Below are 7,093 nucleotides of genomic sequence, written 5' to 3'. Positions count from 1 at the left end.
TGTGAACGCCATTGCGCCGGGCTGGATCAGTTCCGGCATGCTGGAGCAGGCCATGGTCGGCGATCCGGCCCGCAAGGCCAAGGTGCTTGGCCGCACGCCGCTGGGCCGCTTCGGTGAACCCGAGGACATTGGCTGGGCGGCGGTTTACTTGTGCTCGCCCGCGGCCAAATTCGTCACCGGCGTCGTGCTGCCTGTGGACGGCGGCGCCGCTGAAAGCTTTTAGGCGGATCATGGGAAACGTCCGGCCAGTTTCATGGTGGCAGCTCCTGCTGTTCACGCTGATGGTCGCGACCGTCGGCCCGGCAAACGGTGCGGATTACGCCGTCGGCGTGGATGTCTCCTTCCTGCGCCAGGCCGAAGCCCAAGGCACGATCTTCAAAGACGGCGGCACGGCAAAACCGGGCCTGCAAATCTTCCGGGAGCACGGCTACAACTGGGTTCGGCTGCGGCTGTTTCACACCCCCACACGGTTGCCCAACGACCTGTCCTACACCCTGGCCCTGGCCAAAGACGCCAAGCAGCGCGGGTTCAAACTGCTGCTCGACTTCCACTACTCGGACACCTGGGCCGACCCGGGCAAGCAGTTCATGCCGGCAGCGTGGGAAGGCAAGTCGCACGCCGAACTGGTCGCGGCGGTTCGTGATTACACGCGGGACACGCTCAACGCGTTTCGCACGGCGGGCGTGATGCCCGACATGGTGCAGCCGGGCAACGAAATCATCGCCGGCATGCTGTGGCCCGACGGGAAACTGCCCGAGCATTGGGATCACTTCGCGGAATTGTTGCAGGCGGCCGTGGCGGGCATCGACGCCGCCAGCAGCAACGCGCCCCGGCCGCGCGTAATGATCCACATCGATCGCGGCGGTGACCGGCGCAAAACGAAGTGGTTCTTCGATGAATTGGCCCGGCGCCAGGTGGCATTCGACGTCATCGGCCAGTCGTATTATCCGTGGTGGCACGGTTCATTGCTGGACCTGCGGGAGAATCTGCAATTCATGGCCACGAATTACCACAAGGACATCATCGTCGTCGAAACGGCCTACAACTGGAAGCCGACGGAATACAAAAACGGTGGTGCGCCGTTTCCTGAAACGACCGGGGGACAGCGCGAGTTCCTGGATGAAGTGAACCGCCTCGTGCTGGCCACACCCGAAGGCCGCGGCAAGGGCGTTTTCTGGTGGGAGCCCGCCGTGGCGCACCGCAACAACCGCGCGATGTTCGACGACGCCGGCAACGCGCTGCCCGTGTTGTCGGTGTTTGACAAATTCACCCAAGGCAAACCGCCGAAAGAAGAAGCCGCCGGGCCAGCCCATTGAATCCGTGCCGCGCCGCTCTGGCCGCCGGCCTCAACCAAAACACCCGATCCAATCGCCATGAAACCTACAACCCTTCTCCTGCTGGTCCTGTCGCTCACGGTCGTCCCCCCGGCGCTGCGCGCGGCTCCGACCGCCGAGCCGCTGCATCTCGCCGTCGTCGGGCTGGTGCACGATCACGCCCGGGGCTTTCTTCCCCGCCTGCACAACCGGACGGACGTCGAACTGGTTGGCATCGTCGAACCGGACCGGCAACTGGCCGCGCAATACGCGCAAAACTATCATCTCGGTCCGCAGCTCTTCTGCGCCAGCCTCGAGGCATTGATCGCGCGAACCAATGTGCAAGCCGTGGCCACCTTCACCAGCACGTTTGATCACCGGCGTGTGGTGGAGTTTTGTGCCGCGCATCACCTCGACGTGATGATGGAGAAACCGCTCGCGGTGAATTTGAAACACGCCCGCGCCATCGCGGCGGCCGCGGAGCGCGGCCACATCCAGGTGATCGTGAACTACGAAACCACCTGGTATCCGGGCAACCAGGCCGCGTATGCCCTGGTGCATGACGCGCGGGCCATCGGTGATTTGCGAAAGATCGTGGTCCACGACGGCCACCGCGGCCCCAAGGAAATCGGCTGCTCCACCAACTTCCTGAACTGGCTGACCGACCCGGTGCTCGATGGCGGCGGTGCCCTGATGGATTTCGGTTGTTACGGCGCCGACCTCATCACCTGGCTGATGCAAGGTCAGCGCCCCACTTCTGTTTTTGCGGTCACGCAGCACATCAAGCCGGACGTGTATCCCAAGGTGGAAGACGAGGCGACCATCGTGCTGACCTATCCGCGCGCGCAGGGAATCATCCAGGCCTCGTGGAACTGGCCCTTCGACCGGAAGGACATGGAAATTTACGGGCAGACCGGCTACGTGCTGGTGCCCCGCAGCGACCGGCTCCAGGTGCGCACCGCGAATGCCGCCGAAAAGGAAACCACACCCGAGCCCCTCAGCGGTCCCGCCGCCGACCCGCTGTCCTATCTGGCCGCGGTGGTGCGCCACGAAATCCAACCCGCCGGCCTGTCCTCGCTCGAAGTGAACCTGACCGTCATGGAAATTCTCGACGCGGCACGCAAATCGGCGGAAACCGGGAAGCGTGTTGATTTGTCGCGTGGAAAATAAGCGGCAGAATTCAGATATGAAGTTCCTGGCTCTTTCCCTTTTAATTGTGGTGGTCTCCGGATGTGCACCCACTGACCCGATTGACAAGCTGGTGGAACATCTCTCCGCGCCCGATCAAGGTTTTCCCAATGGTCTATGGGGAGCAACACCCCTTCCATCCACAGCTTCGCCAACGCAAGTAATGGCAACAATTCTTGGACAAGGTTCAATTGGAGTGCGGACTACAAATTTCACCATTCTGGAACAAAGGACTGTTCATGTTCAACCCAGCAAGGAAGCCTCTCCCACCAACGCCGATTACACAGCGGTATTGGTAAAAACAAGCGTAGGCGAACAAATCGTGATGCTTCAATTCCAGCAGCACGGAACGAATGCTGTGTGGGTCTTCAGAAGTTATGACGTAAAGTAAGCCGCAGGCACTTACACCTTCAACGCCGTCAATTTCTCGTTCAGGTCGTGCGCCATGAGCGGGTCAATCACCGGATCGAGATTGCCTTCGATGATGGCGGGCAGGTTGTAAAGCGTCAGCTCGATGCGGTGATCGGTGACGCGGTTCTGCGGGAAATTGTAGGTGCGGATTTTTTCGCTGCGCTCTCCGGTGCCCACCTGCTGCGCGCGCTGGCTGTCGTATTTCGCCTTTTCATCCGCAATCTTCCGTTCGAGCAGGCGGGAACGGAGCACCGTCATGGCCTTGGCCTTGTTCTTCTGCTGTGAGCGTTCGTCCGAGCAACGCACAATGAGCCCGGTGGGCTTGTGGATGATTTGCACCGCCGAGTCGGTGGTGTTCACGCCCTGGCCGCCCTTGCCCGAGGCGCGGCAGACGTTGATCTCGATCTCGTCGGGCTTGATCTCGAGGTCCACTTCCTCGGCCTCTGGCAGCACGGCGACGGTCACCGTGCTGGTGTGAATCCGGCCTTGCGCCTCGGTTGCGGGCACGCGCTGCACGCGGTGAACGCCGCTCTCGTATTTCAGCCGCTTGTAAACGTCCTGCCCGAAGATTTCGAAGATGATTTCCTTGAAGCCGCCCAAATCCGACGGGCTGGAGTCGAGCGTTTCAATCCGCCACCCGCGTTCTTCCGCATAACGCGAATACATGCGGAACAGATCCGCGGCGAACAGCGCGGATTCCTGCCCGCCCGCGCCGGCGCGGATTTCAAAGATGGTGTTGCGCGAATCGGTCGGTTCCGGGGGCACGAGGCCGAACTGCACTTCGCGCGCGAGCCGCGCCTCCTCGGCTTCGAGGCGGGCGACATCCTCCCGGGCGAGTTCGGCGAGTTCAGACCCGGCGGGTTCGGCCGCCGCCAACGCGCGGTTCTCCGCAAGGTCGGCCGAGGCTTTCAGCCATGCGTCGCCGGCGGCCACGATGTCCTTGAGCCGGGCGTATTCGCGGGAGAGTTCCTGCGCCCGCTGCGGATTGTCAAAAACCCTGGGGTCGCTCAGCAACGCCTCGGTTTCGGCGTAGCGGCGCTTCAGGTTTTCGACGTGCGGGCGCAGGTCCACTGGAATTTACGATTTGCGATTGGCAATTGGCGGTTGACGCGCCGGCCGCCCGGACGCACCCAAGCCGCAACGACGGCACGGGGGCAACGGCAAGGGCGCGAGCAAATAAAAACCGCCCGCCATCCCGGAGGCCGGGAGAGCGGGCGGGAAAGCGGCGGAAAGCTACTTCTTCTTCTTCGCCTTGCTGGCAGCCAGCGCGGCCTGGGCCGCCTGCGTCTTGGCGGCGCGCTGCTGGAACTTGTCCACACGGCCGGCGGTGTCCACAAACTTCTGCTGGCCGGTGTAAAACGGATGGCAGGCGTTGCAGATGCCAACGATGATGGTCGGCTTGGTGGAGCGGGTCTTGATGACGTTGCCGCACGCGCAACGAATCTCCGCGTCCACGTATTTCGGATGAATACCGTCTTTCATAAAAGGGCCGCAACGATACCAACGAAAAACCAACTGACAAGGGGGATTTTTGCAAGGAATCCGGGCCGTTTTCGCGAATTCCGGGCGGAATCGGGACGCCCGCCGCGGCAGCCGGGTTTTCCGGCTTTTCAGCGAGAGCCCAACCGTTAGTCTGCGGGGCCGCGTGAAGAACATCGTTTATTTCGACCTGGAAACGCAGAAATCCGCCGACGAAGTGGGCGGCTGGGACAAGATCAGCGCCATGCAAATGAGCGTGGGTGTGACCTACAGCACGGCCCGCGGGGATTACCAGATTTACGGCGAACGCGACGTCGAAGGGCTGATTCGGGATTTGCAGCGGGCGGATTTGGTGGTGGGCTTCAACATTTTGCGCTTCGATTACGAGGTGTTGCACGGCTACACGCCGCTGGACCTGCGGCAACTGCCCACGCTGGACATGATGGTGCACCTGGCCGACAAGCTGCAGCACCGGCTGTCGCTGGATGCGATTGCCACGGCGACATTTGGGCTCGAAAAGACGGCCGAAGGGCTGCAGGCCATCCAATGGTTCAAGGAAGGCCGGCTCGTCGAGATCGCCGAATACTGCTGTTTCGACGTGAAGCTCACCAAGCTCGTGCATGAGCATGGCGCCACCCACCGGCAGCTCCATTACCACAATCGCTTCGGCCGCAAACTCACCGTGCCGGTCGATTGGTAACCGCCATGACGGCGCGGGGAGCCGGAGAACCCGGAATCCACCGCACCCGTGGTCGCCCCGGGATTTGGTCGGGTCGATTGGTTACTTGCCGCCAGCGGGTCGCGCGTGTTTATTGGACAAGCCATGAACGCGCCCGCCACCGCCCCGTCCCCGCGCCGGCTGGCTTACATTGTCGATGACGAGCCGATGCTGCTGGATCTCAACGAGACGGTATTGCGCTCGCTGGGTTTTGAGGTGAAGCGGTTTCGCGCGGCGGAACTGGCGTATGAAGCTTACCGCCTGGAACACACGCCGCCTGACATCATTGTGACGGATTATTCGATGCACCGCATGTCGGGGGCGGACCTGATTGAAGCCTGCCGCAAGCTGCACCCGCACCAAAAATTTCTCCTCATCAGCGGCACGGTCGGAGTTTCGGCGGTCAAACACGCCACCGAATTGCCCGATCACTTCATGGCCAAACCCTACCTGATGGATGAGTTCGCCACGGTGGTGAAGAATCTCACCGAACCGGACTCGACCGCGGCCGGCCGTTGATCGTCGCGGTGCCCCTGACGGCAACGCGGCGGCGGCCTCAAATCACCGTCCCGTGCGGGATGATTCCGTTCTTGGGCACAATGACGATTCCGTCGCGGATGTAGTAAAGGTCGTGATCGAGGTTTTCCGGCTTGCCGGCGGGCGTGATGACGCAGTTGTTCCCGATCCGCGCGTTCTTGTCGATGATGGTGTTTTCGATGCGGCAGTTGGTGCCGATGCCCATGCGCGGCAGGCCGGCGCGCTCGTGCTCCGCAATGCTCTGCGCGGATTCGTAGTAATCGCAGCCCATCATCACGACGCGCGTCATGTCCGAACCCGCCCCGATCTGGCTGCGAATGCCGATGATGCAGTGCTTGATGTGACCCGGGTTGATGATGCAGCCGTCGCACACCATCGCATGATCGATTTGCGCGCCGTTGATCTTCGAGCCTGGCAGGTAGCGCGGCCGGCTGAACACGGGCGAGGCCATGTCGAAGTAGTTGAACTTCGGCAGGTCGGCGCAGGCGTCGAGGTTGGCTTCGAAGAAGGCGTGAATCGTTCCGATGTCCTCCCAGTAGCCCTGATAGACGTAGGCGTAAACCTTGTTGGTTTCGATTGCGTTCGGGATGATGTGCTTCCCAAAGTCCGCCAGGTCGTTGTCGAGCAGCTTGATGATGGTGTCGCGGTTGAACACGTAAATGCCCATGGAGGCGAGGAATTTTTCGCCCCCCCCTTCGATGCCGAGCGGGCCGTGCCATTCCGGCGGCAGCACGACGGAGTCCTGCAGCGCCTTGTCCTTGGGCTTCTCGACAAAGCGCGTGATGCGCCGTTCCTCATTCACATGCAGAATTCCCAGGGAGCTGGCCGCCGCCCGGTCAACAACCATCGACGCCACCGTCACCTCCGCGCCACAGTCCGCGTGTTCACGCACCAAACGCCGCAAATCCATCCGGTAAAGCTGGTCGCCGCTGAGGATGAGCAGGTATTCAAAATCGTGGTTCAGGAAGTGCACGAGGTTCTTGCGCACCGCGTCGGCCGTGCCCTGATACCAGGTTTGGTCCTCGAAGGTTTGCTGCGCCGCGAGCACCTCCACGAAGCCCTTGGAAAAATGATCGAACTTGTAGGACTGCGAAATGTGCCGGTGCAGCGAGGCGGTGTTGAACTGGGTGAGCAGGTAGATGCGCCGCAGCCCTGAGTTGATGCAGTTTGAAATCGGAATGTCCACCAACCGGTATTTGCCCGCCAATGGCACGGCGGGCTTGGCGCGCTCCTTCGTCAGAGGAAACAGCCGCGTCCCCTGGCCGCCACCCATGATCACGGAGAGCACGTTGTTGTCGGTAATATCCGGTTTGTTGCTGTGCGGCATAATGGGGATTCCTTTCTATTTGAGACTGTTATACGCCCATCCCCAAAACGTGTGCAAGCGGCATCGAACTCGCACCGCCAAAAAACGCCGGCGCAGCGCGGATGCCCCCGCGCGCCCGTG

The 7,093-nt window shown here is 61.7% G+C and carries 9 protein-coding genes; 6 read left to right on the top strand and 3 right to left on the bottom strand.

Annotated elements, in window-relative coordinates:
• The 4 genes from VFV96_12460 to VFV96_12445 form a co-directional block, all read left to right on the top strand.
• Window positions 1-223, top strand: a 223-nt coding sequence (locus VFV96_12460; protein HEU5071210.1) for an SDR family oxidoreductase, incomplete at its 5' end; no start/stop codon positions are given.
• Window positions 224-230: 7 nt separating this feature from the next.
• A complete protein-coding gene (locus VFV96_12455; protein ID HEU5071209.1) occupies window positions 231-1,316 on the top strand; it encodes a glycosyl hydrolase 53 family protein in 1,086 nt (361 codons plus the stop codon).
• A gap of 57 nt (window positions 1,317-1,373) precedes the next feature.
• Window positions 1,374-2,483 (top strand): Gfo/Idh/MocA family oxidoreductase, encoded by a 1,110-nt coding sequence (locus VFV96_12450; protein HEU5071208.1) that lies wholly within the window; start codon window positions 1,374-1,376, stop codon window positions 2,481-2,483.
• A gap of 16 nt (window positions 2,484-2,499) precedes the next feature.
• Window positions 2,500-2,892 carry a hypothetical protein gene (locus VFV96_12445; protein ID HEU5071207.1) on the top strand — a complete coding sequence of 131 codons (393 nt, stop codon included), beginning with the start codon at window positions 2,500-2,502 and terminating at the stop codon, window positions 2,890-2,892.
• An 11-nt stretch (window positions 2,893-2,903) separates the two neighbouring features.
• Here the strand turns inward: VFV96_12445 and prfA are convergent, their stop codons facing one another.
• Both prfA and rpmE read right to left on the bottom strand, forming a co-directional pair.
• Complete coding sequence (gene prfA, locus VFV96_12440; GenBank protein HEU5071206.1) at window positions 2,904-3,983, bottom strand: peptide chain release factor 1; 1,080 nt, start codon at window positions 3,981-3,983, stop codon at window positions 2,904-2,906.
• Between the two features lie 162 nt (window positions 3,984-4,145).
• A complete protein-coding gene (gene rpmE / locus VFV96_12435; GenBank protein HEU5071205.1) occupies window positions 4,146-4,394 on the bottom strand; it encodes a 50S ribosomal protein L31 in 249 nt (82 codons plus the stop codon).
• Window positions 4,395-4,557: 163 nt separating this feature from the next.
• Between rpmE and VFV96_12430 the strand changes: the two genes are divergently transcribed.
• Together VFV96_12430 and VFV96_12425 are read left to right on the top strand one after the other, a co-directional pair.
• Entirely contained in the window at window positions 4,558-5,091 is a 534-nt protein-coding gene (locus VFV96_12430; protein HEU5071204.1) for a ribonuclease H-like domain-containing protein, read from the top strand.
• A gap of 123 nt (window positions 5,092-5,214) precedes the next feature.
• A complete protein-coding gene (locus VFV96_12425; GenBank protein ID HEU5071203.1) occupies window positions 5,215-5,628 on the top strand; it encodes a response regulator in 414 nt (137 codons plus the stop codon).
• A gap of 37 nt (window positions 5,629-5,665) precedes the next feature.
• Here the strand turns inward: VFV96_12425 and VFV96_12420 are convergent, their stop codons facing one another.
• A complete protein-coding gene (locus VFV96_12420) occupies window positions 5,666-6,973 on the bottom strand; it encodes a glucose-1-phosphate adenylyltransferase (GenBank protein HEU5071202.1) in 1,308 nt (435 codons plus the stop codon).
• Window positions 6,974-7,093: the final 120 nt, after the last annotated feature.

Source organism: Verrucomicrobiia bacterium (genome assembly GCA_035765895.1).
Lineage (GTDB): Bacteria > Verrucomicrobiota > Verrucomicrobiia > Limisphaerales > DSYF01 > DSYF01.
Note: the sequence above shows the minus strand (reverse complement) of the source record. Positions and strands in the feature narration are given on the sequence as shown.